Genomic DNA, 16,594 nt, shown 5'->3' on the forward strand with positions numbered 1-16,594 from the left:
TGATGAAAAGGGTCGACCACTATGATTGGTATAGCGAGCCGGCGTTCTGGCAGCCCTTGAGGCGACCAGCAGCAAAAACCGCCCGGCGCGACGGTCATCAAGGCGCAGCCTGGTCATCGGGTATCGGGACTCAGGCAAAATCGACCCATGATCACTTCTGAAGCCCGGGCCCGCCAGCGGCGCGACCTGCCACCCAGCTTCAGGCCGTGACACCCCGCAGTTTGCGTTGACATGACCACCACCCTCCCCCCCGATCCCACCCTGAGCCCGAGCAGCGCTGAAGCGCTGAACCGCGACTGCTTCTGCCGCACGCTCAACACCCAGCGCCTGCGGGTTCAGCTGGAAGCCGACCCCAGCCTGCACGGCCTGAGTGCGCAGATCCAGCAGACCCGGCCACATCTGTTCTCCAGCAGCGTGGTTTTTGTGTCAAAACAGGTGCAAGCCCAGATATCTTCTGTGGTCACCGCTATTGAACGTGTAGCCAAGCTGCCGGGCTACCAGGCCCAGGCTTTGAGTCGCGCCAACCCAATTGCGCAGCACCACTGGGGCCCGCACAGTGTGTGTATGGGTTATGACTTTCACCTGAGCCAACGCGGGCCACAACTCATCGAGATCAACACCAACGCCGGTGGCCTGCTGCTCAGTGCCGCGCTGGCGCGCGCGCAAGAGGCCTGCTGCACCGAGCTGGACCCAGCCTTTGTCACTTGCGCCGGGGATGCCAACCTAACAGCCGAGTTGTTCGAGATGTTTGCCACCGAATGGCGCTTGCAGCGCGGCGCGTTGCCCTGGCGCACGGTGCTGATTGTGGACAGTGCGCCGCAGGCGCAGTACCTCGCGCCCGAGTTCGAGCTGTTTCGCCAGCTGTTTGCCCAGCACGGGCTGCAGGCGGTGGTGGCCGACCCGAGTGAACTGTTGTGGCAGGGTGGCCAGTTGCTGCACCAGGGCACGGTCATCGACCTGGTCTACAACCGCCTGACCGACTTCTACCTCGAAGACCCGGCCCACCAGGCGCTGCGCTTGGCCTATGAAGCCGGTGCGGTGGTGCTCACCCCCCACCCCAACACCCATGCCCTGCTGGCCGACAAACGCAACCTGATTGCGCTCAGCCAAGACAGCCTGCTGGCCGCCTGGGGCGTCAACGCGGCTGACCGCAAGCTGCTGGCCACCAGCGTGCCCAGCACCCGGCTGGTGACGCCCGAGCGTGCCGACGAACTCTGGGCGCAGCGGCGCCAACTGTTTTTTAAACCCGTGGCAGGTTACGGTGCCAAGGCCGCCTACCGGGGTGACAAACTCACACGCCGCGTCTGGGCCGAGATTCTGGCGGGCGACTTTGTGGCGCAGGCGCTGGTGCCACCGTCGGAGCGGCAAATCGAGGTTGACGGTGAACCCACCGACCTCAAATTTGACATCCGCGCTTATGCCTATGCTGGCCAGGTCCAACTGCTGGCCGCCCGCATGTACAGCGGGCAAACCACCAACTTTCGCACCCCCGGCGGCGGCTTCGCCCCGGTCATTGTGGTGCCCGATTCGGAGAGCAACTGATGTGCGGTATTTGTGGTGAACTGCGTTTGGATGGCCAGGCGCCCGACATGGCCGCCATAAGCCGTATGTCGGACCAACTGGCGCGCCGTGGCCCCGACAACGCTGGCAGTTACTGCCACGGCCCGCTGGCTTTTGGCCACCGGCGGCTGTCGATCATCGACCTGTCCAGCCACGCCAACCAGCCGATGGTGGACAGCGCACTGGAGCTGGCGCTGGTGTTCAACGGCACCATCTACAACTACCGCGAGTTACGCACCGAGTTGCAGGCCCTGGGTTACCATTTTTTCAGCGAAGGTGACAGCGAGGTCATTTTGAAGAGTTACCACGCCTGGGGTGACCAGTGCGTGACACGTTTTAAGGGCATGTTTGCCTTTGGCCTGTGGGACCAGCGCAAGGGCGAGCTGTTTTTGGCACGCGACCGGTTTGGCATCAAGCCGCTGTACCTGACCCAGGATGGTGAGCGCCTGCGTTTTGCCTCCAGCCTGCCCGCGCTGCTGGCCGGTGGTGGGGTCGACACCACCTTGGACACGGTGGCGCTGCACCACCACTTCACCCTGCACACCGTGGTGCCCGCACCACGCACCGTGCTCACGGGTGTGCGCAAACTGCCCCCGGCCACCACGATGTTGATCAAGCCAGACGGCAGCGTGACCCAGCAGATCTACTGGACACTGGACGCCACCCGCCCAGAGCAGGACGTGTCCGAGGCCCAATGGTTGGCCTCCACCCGCGATGCGTTGGCGAAGAGTGTGGATAGGCGCCTGCTGGCCGCTGACGTGCCGGTGGGGGTATTGCTCTCAGGCGGGCTGGATTCGAGCCTGCTGGTGGGCCTGCTGGCCGACCATGTGCCCGACCTGCGCACTTTCTCGATTGGTTTTGAGGACATGGGCAGCGGCACTGAGAAGGCCGACGAGTTCGAGTTCTCGGACCAGGTGGCGGCGCACTTCAAGACCCGGCACCAGCAGTACCACATCCCCAACAGCGAGGTGCTCACCCGCCTGCCCGAGGCGGTCGAGCAGATGACCGAGCCAATGGCGAGTTATGACGTGATCGCGTTTTACCTGCTCAGTGAAAAGGTCTCCAAAGACGTCAAGGTGGTGATGTCGGGCCAGGGTGCCGACGAGGTGTTTGGTGGTTACTTCTGGTACCCGCAGATGGACGCAGCCCAGGGCACAGCGCTGCAGCGCTTCAGCCAGCACTACTTTGACCGCGACCATGCGGAGTATCTGCAGATGATCACCCCGGCCTTCCAGGTGGGGGATGTGACCTCCGAACTGGTAGCAACTGAGCTGGCCAAACCCGAGGCCGATGAATTTCTGGACGAAGTCTGGCGCTTTGACGCCACCACCCTGCTGGTGGACGACCCGGTCAAACGTGTGGACAACATGCCCATGGCCTGGGGCCTGGAGGTGCGCACCCCGTTTTTGGACCACGAGCTGGTCGAGCTGGCCGCCAGCATGCCGCCCGCACTCAAGCTCAAGGAAGGCGGCAAATACCCGCTCAAAGCCATCGCACGCGGGCTGATACCTGACAGCGTGATCGACCGGCCAAAGGGCTACTTTCCGGTGCCCGCGCTGCGTTATGTGCGCGGTGCGTTTCTGGACAAAATGCGTGAGATATTGATGTCTGAGGCCTGCCTGAAGCGCGGCCTGTACCAGCGCGACTATGTGAACAAACTGCTGGCCGAGCCCGAAGGCCCCGAGGCCTTCACCCGCATCAACGGCAGCAAACTGTGGCATCTGGCGCTGCTGGAGTGGTGGCTGCAGGTGCATGTGGACACGCTGTTGGGCTGACGCAAAAAGCGTCCCGGCAAGAAACGTTGCCACTTAGAATCCGGCCCAGGTCAAGTTTTTTCCTAGCTCAAAAAGGAACAAGCCGCGAGCGCCACCGGATTTAAAAATTAGGGCAAAAACGTGACATCTTGCCGAACTTCGAAGAAATTTCTGCCATGAGCAAACCGGTCGGCACTCCCGTTGACCGCGAAGCAGGCTGGGCCTTGCTGGTGTACGCCATGGCGGCACTGGTGGCGGGTTCGGGCTTGGTGCTGATGCTGCTGCAAGCCCGCACAGCCAGTGCCAGACTGGACTTTCTGGCGCCAGTGACCTTGCTGGTGCTGGGCCTGACCACCGGTCTCATGGTGTTCATCAGCCGTGCCAACCGGCGGCAGATTGCCCAGCTCAATGCCATGGGTGAAGAACTCGCCGACTACGCCGCCCTGCTGGAGCAAAACACCGACCTGCTGGAGCGCGCCCAGAACGTTGCCAACATGGGCAGTTGGGCCAGCGACATTCCGGCAGACGACATCACACCCTCACCCCAGGGCTGCAAGATTCTGGGCCTGCCTGCGGGCAGCCACATCCGTTTTGAGGATTACCTCGGCTTGGTGCACGAAGAGGACCGCGCCGACGTCAAAAGCGCCTGGAAAGACGCCCTCAAACAAGGGACGTTTGATGGGGAACACCGCATCCTGGTCAACGGCCAGCAACACTGGGTGCGCCACAAAGGTGAACTGGAGTACGAGCCGGGTGGCCAGGCGGTCAGTGCACTGGGCATAGTGCAGGACATCACCGAACAGAAACACATGCGCATGGCGCTGAAAAACAGCGAGGCGCGTTACCGCACCCTGATCGAATGGACGCCAGATGCGGTTCTGGTGCACCGGCATACCCAGATCATGTATGCCAACCCGGCCGCGCTCAAGCTGTTTGGTGCGCCCGATTTGTACAGTCTGCTGCGCAAACACACCACCGATCTGATCCACCCGGTCGACATGGACAGCCAACGCACGCGCATGTTGCGCCTTGGCAGTGACGAAGCCCCCTCTACCCCAGCCGAAGCACGTTGTATCAAACTGGACGGCTCACCAATTGATGTCGAGGTGCGCGGCACCGCCATCGAGTTTGATGGTGAACCGGCGGTGCATGTCTCGATCCGCGACATCACCCAGCGCAAACTGCTGGAGCACGAAATCCGCCAACTGGCCTTTTACGACACCCTCACCCAGTTGCCGAATCGGCGGCTGCTCGACGACCGGCTCAGCCAGGCGATCAACGCCAACCGGCGCAGTGGTGGTTTTGGTGCGCTGATGTTCCTGGACCTGGACAACTTCAAACCCCTCAACGACACCTATGGCCACGGCGTGGGTGACCTGCTGCTCAAGGAAGCGGCCCAGCGCCTCAAAGCCTGCGTGCGCGAGATGGACACGGTGGCCCGTTTTGGCGGTGACGAGTTTGTGGTGCTGCTGACCGAGCTCGACACCGACTGGCAGAAATCACGCCAGTTCGCCGAAACCGTGGCGCTCAAGATCAAAACCGCCATGGCCAAGCCCTACTCGCTGCCCTTGCAGGACCCCAGCAACCCGGCGCTGCGAGTGGAGCACCGGTGCACAGCCAGCATTGGTGTGATGGTGTTCAGCAGCGCCAGCAGCCGCGCCAGTGCCCAGGACCTCACCAAATGGGCCGATGCCGCCATGTACCAGGCCAAGAACGAGGGGCGCAACCGCATCTGCTTCTCGGAACACTCGGCCACCGAGCTTGTCGATCACTACTTTTTCAATAGCTACAAGACCAGTTCAGAAAAGGGCTAGAGGCAGGTTTTGCCTGTCCTTAGCCCAGCGCCAGTTTCAGGCGACCAATGCCTTCCTCGATCTTGGCCACATCGGCGGTGGCAAACGAGAGGCGCAGTGTGGCCAAGTCAGGGTCATGCGCATAAAACGGCGCGCCGGGCACAAAAGCCACCAGTTGCTCGATGGCGCGTTTGGCAAATTCACCCGCGTTGGCTGGCTTGCCGTTGGCGCCAGTGAGCCGTGCCCAGAAGAACATACCGCCTTGCGGTGCGTTGAAGTCAATCGCATCACCCAGGTCGCGCTTCAAACACTGCGCCATGACGCGTGCGCGTTCAGCGTAGGTCTTACGCACAACGGCCAGCGTGTTGTTCAGGCGGTTCATTGTCAGGTACTGGGCGCAGATGGCCTGGGTCAGGTTGCTGGTGTGGGCGTCGCTGAACTGTTTGCACATCACCGCCTTGGCCAGCAGCTCGGGCGGCGCAATCAGCCAACCCACCCGCAGGCCCGGGCTCAAGATCTTGCTGAAAGAACCACAATGCGCCAGCCAGTCACGGCTGCCCGGCACCTGGCTACTCAGCGCCAGCAGGCTCGGTGGCGGGGCGGCATCAAAGTACAGCTCGCCGTAGGGGTCGTCCTCCACCACCAGCGTCTGGGTGCGCACCGCAATCTCCAGAATGCGCTTGCGCCGCTCCAGGCTCAAGGTGGCGCCGCTCGGGTTGCCAAAGGTCGGGATCAGGTAAACCAGTTTGGGCTGGTGTTCTTCAATCAGGGCTTCGAGTTTGTCCACATCGACGCCGTTGGCGTCAATCGGCGCACCAATCACCTGGGCGCCATAGAGACGGAAACACTGGATGGTGGCCAAAAAGGTAGGCGCCTCCACAATCACCTTGTCACCGGGCGAGATCAAACATTTGCCAAGCAGGTCGAGCGCCTGCTGGCTGCCGGTGGTGACAACCAGCCCCTCGGGTGCCACCGTGGCGCCCTTGCCACCCATAAAACCCGCAATACCGTCACGCAGCGGGCCGTAGCCTTCGGTCGCGCCATATTGCAGCACCGGGCCTGGATTGTTGGCCAACACCGCCGCGCTGGCCTGGGCGATGCCATCAGCATCAAACAGCGCCGGATCAGGGAAACCACCGGCAAAACTGATGATGCCGGGTTTGCCCAGCAGCTTGAAGAGTTCACGGATGGCAGAGGTTTCAACGTTCTGGAGGCGGTCGGCAAATTGCATGGCGCAAAACTTTCAGGAAATAGATGTCAATAAGTGATTCTGTGGCCGTGGCCGCCGCAGCTTGCGCCACTTGGCAACCCGTAATTGGGGTAAATTGTGACCGATATGCAAGCCACCGCTCACAGGAACACCGATGCACAGTCTTGATGCTTTTTTTGCCACGGTCAGGCTGCCCTCGATGCCCGAAGTGGCACATGGACTGATTCAGACGCTCAATGACGACAACACCAGTCTGCACGAGGTGCGCGACCTCATCAGCCGCGACCCGGCTTTGAGCGCGCGCCTGCTGCGTCTGGCCAACAGCGCCCAGTTTGGTTTGCAGCGTGGTGTGTATTCCATCGACGAGGCGATCCAGATGGTGGGGCTGGCGCAAGTGCGCGCGCTGGCTCTGAGCGCCTGCCTGAGCGATGCTTTCGAGCCACTGCCAGGGCTGGATCTGTCTGCCTTCTGGCGCCACAGCATGGCCTGCGCTGCCTACGCGCAATGGCTGACAGCCCCACTGGAGATGGATGGCCAGCAGGCTTGGTTGACAGGCATGATGCTGCGCCTGGGGGAGTTGCTGATTGGCCAGGCCAACCCGCAGGCACTGGCCGAGATCGAACGCCTGCCCCATCCGCCCGGCGCCCGCTGGGAACGCGAAAAGCGTTTGATTGGTTTCTCGGAGGGCCAGATCACCGCAGAGCTGGCGCGCCGCTGGAGCTTTCCGATGCAGATCGTCAACGCCTTGGAGCGCGCCTACGACCCGCTGGTGGAGCAAGCTTTTTCGCGCCTGGGCGCGGTGGTGAACCTGGCCGGGCTGCTGGCCGACACGCCGGATGCGGATGCGCTGGCGGTTGACACCCTGCCCAACGACGTTGTCAACACCTTGGGCCTGGAGGTGCGCTGGATGAAAGCCACCTTCCCCGCGCCCGATACCTTTGTGCAGTTGCATTAAGCCCATGAAGCCCGCCCAGATTCAGGCCTTTTTTACCACCCTGGCCACGGCCAACCCGCAGCCTCAGACCGAGCTGGAGTTTGCCAGCGTGTTTGAGCTGCTGGCCGCCGTGCTGTTGTCGGCCCAGGCCACCGATGTCAGCGTCAACAAAGCCACGCGTCACCTGTTTCTGGTGGCCAACACACCGCAGAAGATGCTTGACCTGGGCTTGGAGGGGCTGGAGGGCTACATCAAGACCATCGGCCTGTACCACAGCAAAGCCAAACACCTGCTGCAGACCTGCCAGATGCTGATCAACCAGCACGGCGGCCAGGTGCCACGCACACGTGAGGCGCTCGAAGCCCTGCCCGGTGTGGGCCGCAAAACCGCCAATGTGGTGCTCAACGTGGCCTTTGGTGAACCCACCATGGCCGTGGACACGCATATCTTTCGCGTCAGCAACCGCACCGGCCTGGCGCCGGGCAAAACACCGTTGGCTGTGGAGCAAGCCTTGCTCAAACGTGTTCCGCAAGCTTTCCTGACCGATGCACACCACTGGCTGATCCTGCATGGCCGTTATGTCTGCCAGGCGCGTACACCGCGTTGCTGGGAGTGTGCGGTGGCGCCCTATTGCGATTTCAAACCCAAAACTTTGGAAGGCTGAGCACATGCCCACATCTGACCGTGCCCCATTTGGCGACCTGAACCGCCTGACTCGCTCTGTGGTCTGGCCTGTGATGCCCGAGGCGGGCCAGGCGCTGATCAAAACCCTGGGCGACGACAAGGCAGACGCCTTTGACGTCTGCCGCATCATCAAAAAAGACCCCACCCTGACTGCCAACCTGCTGCGCATGGCCAACAGCGCCATGTTTGGCCTGTCGGGCCAGGTCGACACGATTGAGCGGGCGGTCAGCCTGGTCGGCTTGTCGATGGTGCGCACCCGGGCGTTGTCGCTGTGCATGGCGCAAACCAGCCCATTCCCGCCCGACCTGGACCGCATGGCATTCTGGCAGTACAGCCTGCGCTGCGCGGGCTTCGCCCAGTGGTTGGCCGATCTGTGTGAGGTGGACGACCAGGAGGCCTGGCTGTGCGGCTTGATGCTGCGTCTGGGCGGCCTGAGCGTGGTGCAAGCCCACCCCGAGCTGAGCCGTGCACTCAACACCCAGTCCCTGACCAGCGCTGAGCGCTGGCAGTTGCAGCGCAGCCTGGTTGGCTTTGACGAAGGCGAAGTCACCGCCGAGCTGGCGCGCCAGTGGGACTTGCCACAGCCGCTGGTGCGGGGCCTGCGCAACAGCGCCCAGCCGCTGATCTCGGTCGATCTGTCTCGGCTGGCTGCGGTGCTGCACCTGGCAGCCCGGCTGGCTGACTGCGTCACGCTGACACCGCGCAGCGTCGAGCAGCTGCCCAGCCTGCTGCTGCAAACCCTGGGGCTCGACACCATCACCCTGATGGCCACCGGGCCAGAGGCCAGCGCCATCTCGGACGTGTCGATGTTCTGCGTCTGAGCAGATCAAGCCCCAGGCCGCTGCTCACCCTGCGAGTGCATCGGCAACACCAGGCTTTGACCATAAGCTGGCGCGGCCTGCGGCCAGTCTTGTGCCCGGTCTATACGCTGCACCCCTTGCGCCAGCAGGCTGGCCACCCGGATCACCCCGGCATGGGTGACCCAGACCGGCGCAGGATCTGCCAGCAAGGCATCGCGCCAGGCACTGCTCACCCGCGCCATGACATCGGCCAGGCTCTCCATGCCACCAAAACGGTGTTGCCAGAAATCAGCTGTCCAGGTCTCAAAGGCCGCCACCGGAATGTCGGCCCAGGGCTGGCCTTCATAACAGCCAAAATTGATCTCAGCCAACCGGGCATCCGTGATACATGTCACATCCGGCCGAAGCCCTTTGATCGTCTGGGCTAGTAGCTCGCATCTTTGTAGCGGCGACACCCACAACCGTGCACCTGGCGGCAAACCCGGCGCCAGGGTCTGCGCCGCCTGCTGGGTGGCGGCCAGATCCGCTGGCACATCCAACGCGCCGTAACACACGCCGGGCGCCACCAGCGGCTGGGCGTGACGCAGCAACAGCAAGTTCACAAACTCACCGCCAGCCCGAGGTAAAACGCCAGTTCACACACCTGCTGGGTGGCACCCAGACAGTCGCCGGTGAAACCTTGCAGGCGACGCCAGAACCAGCGTGTCATCAGCCCCCAGGCCACCAGGGAGGCCAACAGCCCGTTGGCAAAAGCCAGCAGCAGGCTGTCTGTCTCCAGGTCAATTGCTATGAAGTCGGTAGCCATCTGCCCATACACAGCAAGGGCCAAGGCCATAAAACACCATAAAAGCCCAATCACCAGCGCACCCAGGCTGATCTGGTCGGCCAGCGGCTTGGACTTGGAGGTGGCGGTATTGCCCACATGTGGGAGCAGCCGGATGGTCAGCAACGGCCAGGTGCGCGACACCACATGCGCCACAAACAGCGCCACCACCATCAGCGGGCCACTGACGTCGCCCAACAGGCCCAGCAGCGTCACCTTGGAGAGCAACGCCAGCACCACGGTGATGGCCCCAAAAGCACCCACGCGCGAGTCCTTCATGATGTCCAGCGCGCGTTGCCGGTCAAGGCTGCCACCCAGGCCATCGGCCACATCGGCCAAACCATCCTCATGAAAAGCACCGGTGATGAACACCGAGAGCACCGTGCCCAGCGCCGCCGCCACCAGCGGTGCGGAGCCAGTGGCGGGCAAGGACATCAGCAACCCAGCAGTCGCTGCGGCCACCAGCCCGCCCACCAGCACCCCCACACCGGGAAAATGCCCGGCACTGGCTCGCAACATGGCCGGGCTGTAACCCACCCAGTCCGACAAACGCCCGGTGATCGGGATGCGGGTGAAAAACTGCAGGCTCAGCAGGTAGTGGCGGATGAATTGGGTCATGGCAAAGTCCAAGGTGACCTGAAGTGAAAAATTGTGCGGCAGTGGCAAAAGCGCAGGCTGTGACACTGACCGTGGTTTAGGTTTGAGCTTCGATGAGCATCATGTCCACCCATGCCAAGGGTCGTGGGTAGGGCGGATGTCGAGGCCGATTTTAAAAAGCGAAGCGTCATGAGGCCTCGGCGTCCGCCCTGCCCGCGGCGCGGCTGATGCCACAGGTTGATTGTTGGTATTTCTGCTTCCGAAAAGACACATACCCTCAGCACGCGCAGGCGGGGACAGGCTCAAGGCCCGGGCCTCATGACGCTTCGCTTTTTAAAATCGGCCCAAACCTCGAGCCCATCCCCGCCTGGTTTTGTGGTGAGTGTTGCGCTGCCAATGGCCAGTGACCAAAGAAACAGCCCATGGTTCATGGTCAGCTGGCAGCGCAACACGCGTGATCACACCTTGGCGGTGGGTTTGTTCTCCTGCTCGGCCACACCGGCCGATGCAAAACTCGCCATCTCGCGCAACATGGTGCAAGCCGACTGCAGTAGCGGCCAGGCCAGCGCACCGCCCGAGCCTTCACCCAGACGCAGACCCAGGTCCAGCAAAGCCTGCACACCCAGGTGCTGCAGCATGAACTCATGGCCGCGCTCACCGGATCGGTGGGCAAACACACAACGCTGCAACACCAGTGGCTGCAAGGCATGGGCCACCAGGATCGAACTGGTGGCAATGAAGCCGTCCACCACCACCACCCGGCGCTCGTGCGCAGCCTGCATCACCGCACCCACCATCGTGGCAATCTCCAGCCCGCCAATAGCGGCCAGCACTTCCAGCGGTTCGGTCACATCGGCGTGGCGCGTCAACACCTCACGCAGCACCGCTGCCTTGCGTTGCACCGCCGGGGCGTCCAGGCCGGTGCCAGCACCGGTGCAGACATCGATGTCCAGCCCGGTCAGGCGCGCGAGCAACAGCGACGCGGCTGAGGTGTTGCCAATGCCCATTTCACCGAGCAACACCGCGTTGCCGGGCAGGCTCTTGACGATGTCCATGCCGTTTTGCAGGGCCTGTTTGCACTGGGCGATGGTCATGGCGGGCAACACCGAAGCATCCGCGGTGCCACCTTCGGCACCCGCCACCTTACGCACCATCAAGCCCGGGCGTTGTGCGCCTGAGGGCAAACCGGCCAGAAAGTCGTGGTCCACACCACAGTCGACCACATTGAGCGCGATGCCGTTTTGTTTAGAAAACACGCTCACCGCTGCGCCACCGGCCAGGAAGTTCTCGACCATCTGCCAGCTCACCTCTTTGGGGAAAGCCGACACACCACGTGCCACCAGACCGTGGTCGGCGGCAAACACCACCATCTGCGGCTCGGCCAACACCGGGTCGGTCGTATCCAGTATCTGACCGATCTTGAGCGCCAGATCTTCGATGCGGCCCAAGGAGCCCAGTGGCTTGGTTTTGTTGTTGATTTTGGCCTGCAGTGCAGTCGTCAGAGCAGGCGAAGAGATGTCCGTCAGGACGGGAAGAGTGGTATTCAAAGCAGTCCCCTGTGCGTGAATGGTGGAGGCGCTGCCCGGCCTTGCAGCACCCATAACAACATCAGGCCGGTCTTCTGGCTTGGCGTCATCTGCCCCGTCACACCTTCCCGGCTTGGCAGCCAGTGGTTATTTGTGAGGGGCATCAGCCTTACAGCGTTGGGCACGCGACGGATTCACACCGTCTTCCCGATTCTCCTGCAGGCCAATAGCCTGCGGGCACCTGAAGCGCAGAATCATAGCAGCCCGCGCAGGCCTGTTTTCAGCGCACCAGGCTGTCGAGCGCACCCGGCTCAAAATGGGTTTCAACAAAGTCGGCCATACGCTCAAACACGGCTTCCAACGTCGGCACCGGGCCACTCAGACGTGCGCCAAACAGCGCCTGTAGCGCCGCCGGATGCTCCATCAGGCCGTGTAAATAGATGCCCAGCACATTGCCCGCCGCGTTTTGCCAGCCCAGGCCATCGGGCAACACCGCATGCGCCACATCACCGGCCTGGGCCATCGCCGGGTGTTGGCTGGTCTGGCCATGGTGGATTTCGTAGCCGGACACCGACACACCCGCCAACGCCGCCCAGGGGTTGGCCGCAGCGCCCGTTTGCTGGCCCAGCATGTGGGTGGCAAAGGTGCTGTGGGTGTGCTGCACGGTTTTGGCCATGTCGAACTGTGTGACCAGCGGCAGCAGGCCCAGACCTGGTGCGTTGCCGTCGATGCCGTGGGTGTCCACCAGCGCCTCACCGAGCATCTGCAGCCCGCCACAGACCCCTAACACCGCCCCCCCCGCGCAGCATGTTGCGCCACGGCGGCATCTAGCCCCTGCATGCGTAACCAGGCCAGGTCGGCGCTGGTGCTTTTTGACCCTGGCAGCACAATCCAGTCAGACGTGCTCAAGCCCGCCAGTTCGGTGGGAGAGCGCACCCACTTCAGGCGCAAGCCGGGGATGTTCTTGAGCGGCTGGAACTCGTCCAGATTGCTGATGCGCGGGTAAGCGATCACCGCCACCGTGAGGTTCACCGAACCTTTGGCGACCGAGCGGTCATCAAACACACCGTCTTCCTCGGGCAAGCCGTGTTGCCACCACATCGGCAGCGTGGCCACGGTCGGGATACCGGTCAGGTCTTGCAGCATCTGAGGGGCTGGCGCCAGCAGGCTGGCGTCGCCACGGAACTTGTTGAGCACAAACCCCCGGAACAGACCACGCTGTTCGGGCGGCAGCAGCGCCCAGGTGCCGTACAGGTGGGCAAACGCGCCACCGCGGTCGATGTCGGTCACCAGCAGGCAAGCCGCGTTGCAATGCTGCGCCACCCGCATGTTGACGATGTCGCTGCCCGAGAGGTTGATTTCGGCCGGTGAGCCAGCGCCCTCGATCACCACCACATCGTTCTCGGCGCGCAGGGCGTCCAGCGCGGCGGCAATCTGTGGCCAGACTTTCAGGCTGCGCCCGCGCCAGGGCAAAGCGGTCAACTCGGCGCTGACCTCACCCATCAGCACCACCTGGCTGTGGGTGTCGGCCTCGGGCTTGAGCAACAACGGGTTCATGCGCACGTCGGGCACGGCCTTGGCGGCAAGTGACTGGAAGTACTGGGCGGAACCGATCTCGCCCTGGCCATTCACCACCCTGGCGTTGTTGCTCATGTTCTGCGCCTTGAACGGCGCCACTTTGAGCCCCTGGCGCGCGTAGTGGCGGCACAGTGCGGTGGCCAGCCAGCTTTTGCCGGCACCGCTGGTGGTGCCCAGGACCATGATGCATTTGGCGGTCATGTGGAGGTTTCCAAAATCGTTGTTGTGTGGGTCAGCGCGGCGACCAGCGCGTCCTGCGCCTGCGGCGCCAGCACACCCAGCCGGTACCAGCCGGGCAAGCCAAAGGACGTGGCGTCGCGCAGCTTGATGCCGTGCTGGCGCAGAGTCGCCATATCCATCGGCGCGGGTGGCCGGGCGCAGAAGTAGTTGGCCTCGCTGGGCGCCACTTGCCAGCCCAGCTGTTGCAACAGGTCAATTTGTCGCACCTTCCAGTCGCGCAGCAGCGGCAGACAGCTCGTCAACCAGGCTTGCACTTCAGGGGATACCCAAGCTTGCAACAAAGCCACACCGTGGGCACCAAGCACCCAGGATGGCGCCATCAGCTTGAGTCGCTCGATATCCAGGCCTTTTAGGCCTCCAGCCCTTTTTAATAAAGGGCCAGGCGCTATCAAATACGCTGCACGCACACCGGTCAGGCCGAGTGCCTTGTTGGGGGTGAACAGCTGCCAGACCTGGTCCAGCTGAGTTGTGCTCAAAGACGCCTCGCCGCTCAGTCGCAGCGGGGCATAGGCACGGTCCAGCACGGTAAGCCGTGCGCGGTTCAGAAACCAGTGGGCGTGGGACTGGCCCAGCGGGCTCGATGGCTCACAGGCCCAGCACAAGGCATCCGTCGGGTCGTTGCTGCGCAACAAGCCCCAGGCCTGGGCAGCGCGCGCGTAGTCACCGTAATGGTGGTCGGGCAGACACACGCTGCCCACACCTTGCTGCTGCGCCCAGGCCGTGAGCCGGAAGATGGCTTCGCTGGCACTGCCGGCCAGCAGCACCCGCTCAGGCGCCACCCCATGAAAGGCCGCCAGGCTTTGAGGCAGGGTCGTGTAGGCCGGGTCGGGGTAATGGCTGGCATCTGCCGCCTGCACCGCTGCCAGCGCCTGCGGGCACGGGCCACAGGCGTTGCTGTTGGTGGAGAAATCAAAACGCGCCGCGCCCAGCGCGTCGGCGCCGCCATGGGTCCAGGCGCTGTCTGGTGTGCGTGTCATGACAGAATGATTGCTCTGAAATAAAGAGCTAGCAGCGCAACAGGTATCAGGGCCAGAAGCACTTTGGATGCACACACGACAGCTTGGCCGGTATGCACGGCCAGCGCATCCTCGCCCCCAGGGTTGAGCACATACACCCCCGGTTTGCCCAGGTGGATGTTCAAAGCCAGCGCCATCGCGGCCATCGGCCAGCCGCTATTGGGTGACGGCGTTTTGATGGCCTCACGCCGCAAGCTCTTCCAACGCAGACCACAAGTCAGGGCCAGCAGCAGCCCGGTCAGACGGGACGGCAGCCAGTTCAGCACATCGTCGACCCGTGCCGCCCATTTACCGGCCCACTCCCAATTCTGGCCTTTGTAAACCCCTTTGTAGCCCCACATCGCATCGGCGGTGTTGGCAAAACGATAAGCCACCGCGCCGGGCAGGCCCAGCAGTACAAACCAGAAAATTGGCGCCACCACCGAGTCGCTGAGGTTCTCGGCCAGCGACTCAATGGCGCTTTCACGCACCTGGGCCTCACTCAGGCAGGTGGTGTCGCGGCTGACCAGCCAGTTCAGGCGGTCGCGCCCGGCTTGCAAAGACTGCCCCAAAGCGCCCTCCACCGCCAACACCTCACCTTTGAGCATGGCCCAGGCCAGCATGGGTTTAAGCAGCAGCGCCAGCAACACAAGCACCACAGCGCTGGCCAACCACCCGGCGATGCCAGCGTCTGTGACCAGGCTTGCCGCCCAGTCCCCGAACATCCAGAGCATGTGCTCCAGCCACACGGCCGCTACGGTAAACAGAGCGATACCCCCAATCCAATAAAGGGCTCCAAGCCAAAAAGCCTTGTAATCTGCGGCCTCTTCACGCGCTGCCAGCGTCGTGTTGCTCACCGACACCCCCACCGGCACGGCCGAGCGCAAACCACGCTGCAAACGCCCCCCGGCCCAGCCCAGGTAATTGCCCATCCACACCACCGGGTGCAGGCGCAGCGGCGGCTCACCGAACCAGCGGTCGACCAGCAAAGCCAGCAGCAGGGCCAGGACGGGAACGAGCAGACTCATGCTTGTCAGGCTCTGGGCAGTGGTTTGCCGGTTTGCAGCCCCAGCCGTGCCAGCAGGGCCTGGTCTTCGCTGCCCAGCGGGTTGTCGGTGGTCAGCAGCTTGTCGCCGTAAAAGATCGAGTTGGCACCGGCCACAAAACACAGAGCCTGCACCGCGTCGCCCATGCTCTGGCGGCCAGCGGACAAACGCACCCGTGCCATCGGCATGGTGATACGCGCCACCGCGATGGTGCGCACAAACTCCAGCGGGTCCAGATCCGGCTGATCAGCCAGCGGGGTGCCCGCCACCTTGACCAGGTGGTTGATCGGCACCGACTCCGGGTAGGGTGACAGGTTGGCGAGTTCGGCCACCAGTGCGGCACGCTGCAAACGCGACTCGCCCAGGCCGACGATGCCGCCGCAGCAGACGCTGATGCCGGCCTCACGCACCCGTGCCAGGGTGTCGAGCCGGTCCTGGTAGTCGCGGGTGGAGATGATGTCGCCGTAAAAATCGGGCGCACTGTCGAGGTTGTGGTTGTAGTAGTCCAGCCCGGCGTCACGCAGGGTTTGGGCTTGGCCGTTCGACAACATGCCCAGGGTGGCGCAGGCTTCCAGCCCGGTGGCCTTGACGGTGCGCACCAGCTCGGCCACTGCCTCGATGTCGCGGTCTTTCGGTGCGCGCCAGGCGGCACCCATACAAAAACGGCTGGCCCCAGCCTCTTTGGCGGCCACAGCGGCCTGGCGGACCGTCTCCACCCCCATGAGTTTGCTGGCCTGCACGCCGGTGTCAAAGTGCACCGACTGCGGGCAGTAGCTGCAGTCTTCCGGGCAACCGCCGGTTTTGACCGACACCAGGGTCGCCAGCTCGATCAGGTTCGGGTCAAAGTGGGCGCGGTGCACCGTCTGGGCCTGAAAGATCAGGTCGGAGAACGGCAGCTCAAACAACGCGGCCACCTGCTCCACCGTCCAGACCGGTTGGCCAGAGGCAGGTCGCTCGGGGTGTTGGTCCAGGCAGGCGTGAAAGTGCAGCGGGCTGCTCACCAAGGTGGTGTCAGGTGTTGTGGTCATCATCGGTGTGGTTCAAAAAAGGGGTG

13 protein-coding genes, 1 pseudogene and 1 riboswitch are annotated in these 16,594 nt (G+C 63.2%); of the genes and pseudogenes, 6 read left to right on the top strand and 8 right to left on the bottom strand.

Going from position 1 to position 16,594, the window contains the following annotated elements; translation table 11 throughout:
• Positions 1 to 231 precede the first annotated feature (231 nt).
• The 3 genes from RF819_RS17470 to RF819_RS17480 all read left to right on the top strand — a co-directional run bounded on the left by RF819_RS17470 (position 232) and on the right by RF819_RS17480 (position 5,128).
• Positions 232 to 1,542 carry a hypothetical protein gene (locus RF819_RS17470; RefSeq protein ID WP_078366152.1) on the top strand — a complete coding sequence of 437 codons (1,311 nt, stop codon included), beginning with the start codon at positions 232 to 234 and terminating at the stop codon, positions 1,540 to 1,542.
• Positions 1,542 to 3,335 (top strand): N-acetylglutaminylglutamine amidotransferase, encoded by a 1,794-nt coding sequence (locus RF819_RS17475; protein ID WP_078366153.1) that lies wholly within the window; start codon positions 1,542 to 1,544, stop codon positions 3,333 to 3,335. The genes RF819_RS17470 and RF819_RS17475 overlap by 1 nt, the downstream gene beginning before the upstream one ends.
• 155 nt (positions 3,336 to 3,490) lie before the next feature.
• Positions 3,491 to 5,128 carry a diguanylate cyclase domain-containing protein gene (locus tag RF819_RS17480; protein WP_078366154.1) on the top strand — a complete coding sequence of 546 codons (1,638 nt, stop codon included), beginning with the start codon at positions 3,491 to 3,493 and terminating at the stop codon, positions 5,126 to 5,128.
• Positions 5,129 to 5,147: 19 nt separating this feature from the next.
• Here RF819_RS17480 and RF819_RS17485 read toward each other — a convergent pair whose 3' ends face one another.
• Positions 5,148 to 6,338, bottom strand: coding sequence for an aminotransferase-like domain-containing protein (locus RF819_RS17485; RefSeq protein WP_078366155.1), 1,191 nt, complete (start codon positions 6,336 to 6,338; stop codon positions 5,148 to 5,150).
• Positions 6,339 to 6,471: 133 nt separating this feature from the next.
• On the opposite strand from RF819_RS17485, the gene RF819_RS17490 reads away from it, so the two are divergent.
• The 3 genes from RF819_RS17490 to RF819_RS17500 are packed head-to-tail and all read left to right on the top strand — an operon-like array spanning position 6,472 to position 8,756.
• Positions 6,472 to 7,272 carry an HDOD domain-containing protein gene (locus tag RF819_RS17490; protein ID WP_078366156.1) on the top strand — a complete coding sequence of 267 codons (801 nt, stop codon included), beginning with the start codon at positions 6,472 to 6,474 and terminating at the stop codon, positions 7,270 to 7,272.
• 4 nt (positions 7,273 to 7,276) lie between these two features.
• Entirely contained in the window at positions 7,277 to 7,915 is a 639-nt protein-coding gene (gene nth / locus RF819_RS17495; protein ID WP_078366157.1) for an endonuclease III, read from the top strand.
• Between the two features lie 4 nt (positions 7,916 to 7,919).
• The gene (locus RF819_RS17500; RefSeq protein WP_158081308.1) at positions 7,920 to 8,756 is read left to right on the top strand and encodes an HDOD domain-containing protein; all 837 of its coding nucleotides are present in this window, start codon (positions 7,920 to 7,922) and stop codon (positions 8,754 to 8,756) included.
• A 5-nt stretch (positions 8,757 to 8,761) separates the two neighbouring features.
• On the opposite strand, the gene RF819_RS17505 is transcribed toward RF819_RS17500, so the two are convergent.
• The 7 genes and pseudogenes from RF819_RS17505 to bioB form a co-directional block, all read right to left on the bottom strand.
• Positions 8,762 to 9,337, bottom strand: a complete 576-nt coding sequence (locus tag RF819_RS17505) for a histidine phosphatase family protein (RefSeq protein WP_078366159.1) — start codon at positions 9,335 to 9,337, stop codon at positions 8,762 to 8,764.
• Positions 9,334 to 10,176 (bottom strand): adenosylcobinamide-GDP ribazoletransferase, encoded by an 843-nt coding sequence (locus tag RF819_RS17510; protein ID WP_078367028.1) that lies wholly within the window; start codon positions 10,174 to 10,176, stop codon positions 9,334 to 9,336. Before RF819_RS17510 ends, RF819_RS17505 begins: the two co-directional genes overlap by 4 nt.
• A 437-nt stretch (positions 10,177 to 10,613) precedes the next feature.
• On the bottom strand, positions 10,614 to 11,702 hold the full coding sequence (gene cobT, locus RF819_RS17515; RefSeq protein ID WP_242472711.1) for a nicotinate-nucleotide--dimethylbenzimidazole phosphoribosyltransferase: 1,089 nt from the start codon (positions 11,700 to 11,702) through the stop codon (positions 10,614 to 10,616).
• A 47-nt stretch (positions 11,703 to 11,749) separates the two neighbouring features.
• Positions 11,750 to 11,941, bottom strand: a riboswitch (cobalamin riboswitch).
• A 20-nt stretch (positions 11,942 to 11,961) separates the two neighbouring features.
• Positions 11,962 to 13,460 (bottom strand): annotated as a pseudogene (locus tag RF819_RS17520) (cobyric acid synthase).
• Positions 13,457 to 14,476 (bottom strand): aminotransferase class I/II-fold pyridoxal phosphate-dependent enzyme, encoded by a 1,020-nt coding sequence (locus RF819_RS17525; RefSeq protein ID WP_078366161.1) that lies wholly within the window; start codon positions 14,474 to 14,476, stop codon positions 13,457 to 13,459. Before RF819_RS17525 ends, RF819_RS17520 begins: the two are co-directional and overlap by 4 nt.
• Positions 14,473 to 15,522, bottom strand: coding sequence for an adenosylcobinamide-phosphate synthase CbiB (gene cbiB / locus RF819_RS17530; RefSeq protein WP_078366162.1), 1,050 nt, complete (start codon positions 15,520 to 15,522; stop codon positions 14,473 to 14,475). Before cbiB ends, RF819_RS17525 begins: the two co-directional genes overlap by 4 nt.
• A 5-nt stretch (positions 15,523 to 15,527) precedes the next feature.
• Complete coding sequence (gene bioB, locus RF819_RS17535) at positions 15,528 to 16,568, bottom strand: biotin synthase BioB (protein WP_078367029.1); 1,041 nt, start codon at positions 16,566 to 16,568, stop codon at positions 15,528 to 15,530.
• Between the last annotated feature and the right edge of the window lie 26 nt (positions 16,569 to 16,594).

The organism is Rhodoferax fermentans (assembly GCF_002017865.1).
GTDB classification, from domain to species: Bacteria; Pseudomonadota; Gammaproteobacteria; order Burkholderiales; family Burkholderiaceae_C; genus Rhodoferax; species Rhodoferax fermentans.

What these genes read in the sequence shown, in the direction of transcription:
- RF819_RS17470 (WP_078366152.1), top strand. Translation starts at nt 232, where the DNA reads ATGACCACCACCCTCCCCCCCGATCCCACCCTGAGCCCGAGCAGCGCT.
- RF819_RS17475 (WP_078366153.1), top strand. Translation starts at nt 1,542, where the DNA reads ATGTGCGGTATTTGTGGTGAACTGCGTTTGGATGGCCAGGCGCCCGAC.
- RF819_RS17480 (WP_078366154.1), top strand. Translation starts at nt 3,491, where the DNA reads ATGAGCAAACCGGTCGGCACTCCCGTTGACCGCGAAGCAGGCTGGGCC.
- RF819_RS17485 (WP_078366155.1), bottom strand. Translation starts at nt 6,338, where the DNA reads ATGCAATTTGCCGACCGCCTCCAGAACGTTGAAACCTCTGCCATCCGT.
- RF819_RS17490 (WP_078366156.1), top strand. Translation starts at nt 6,472, where the DNA reads ATGCACAGTCTTGATGCTTTTTTTGCCACGGTCAGGCTGCCCTCGATG.
- nth (WP_078366157.1), top strand. Translation starts at nt 7,277, where the DNA reads ATGAAGCCCGCCCAGATTCAGGCCTTTTTTACCACCCTGGCCACGGCC.
- RF819_RS17500 (WP_158081308.1), top strand. Translation starts at nt 7,920, where the DNA reads ATGCCCACATCTGACCGTGCCCCATTTGGCGACCTGAACCGCCTGACT.
- RF819_RS17510 (WP_078367028.1), bottom strand. Translation starts at nt 10,176, where the DNA reads ATGACCCAATTCATCCGCCACTACCTGCTGAGCCTGCAGTTTTTCACC.
- RF819_RS17525 (WP_078366161.1), bottom strand. Translation starts at nt 14,476, where the DNA reads ATGACACGCACACCAGACAGCGCCTGGACCCATGGCGGCGCCGACGCG.
- cbiB (WP_078366162.1), bottom strand. Translation starts at nt 15,522, where the DNA reads ATGAGTCTGCTCGTTCCCGTCCTGGCCCTGCTGCTGGCTTTGCTGGTC.
- bioB (WP_078367029.1), bottom strand. Translation starts at nt 16,568, where the DNA reads ATGACCACAACACCTGACACCACCTTGGTGAGCAGCCCGCTGCACTTT.